This window comes from Rahnella ecdela (assembly GCF_019049625.1).
Lineage (GTDB): Bacteria > Pseudomonadota > Gammaproteobacteria > Enterobacterales > Enterobacteriaceae > Rahnella > Rahnella ecdela.
Map to the genome: position 1 here is coordinate 1 of NZ_JAFMOY010000012.1, position 255 is coordinate 255.

Genomic DNA, 255 nt, shown 5'->3' on the forward strand with positions numbered 1-255 from the left:
TGTGGCTGGTCATCCTCTCAGACCAGCTAGGGATCGTCGCCTAGGTGAGCCATTACCTCACCTACTAGCTAATCCCATCTGGGCACATCCGATGGCGTGAGGCCCGAAGGTCCCCCACTTTGCTCTTACGAGGTCATGCGGTATTAGCTACCGTTTCCAGTAGTTATCCCCCTCCATCAGGCAGTTTCCCAGACATTACTCACCCGTCCGCCGCTCGCCGGCAAAGTAGCAAGCTACTTCCCGCTGCCGCTCGAC

General features: G+C 57.6%; 1 rRNA gene. It reads right to left on the bottom strand.

Going from position 1 to position 255, the window contains the following annotated elements:
• Positions 1–255: ribosomal RNA gene (locus tag J1784_RS00060) — 16S ribosomal RNA — on the bottom strand; the annotation flags it as partial.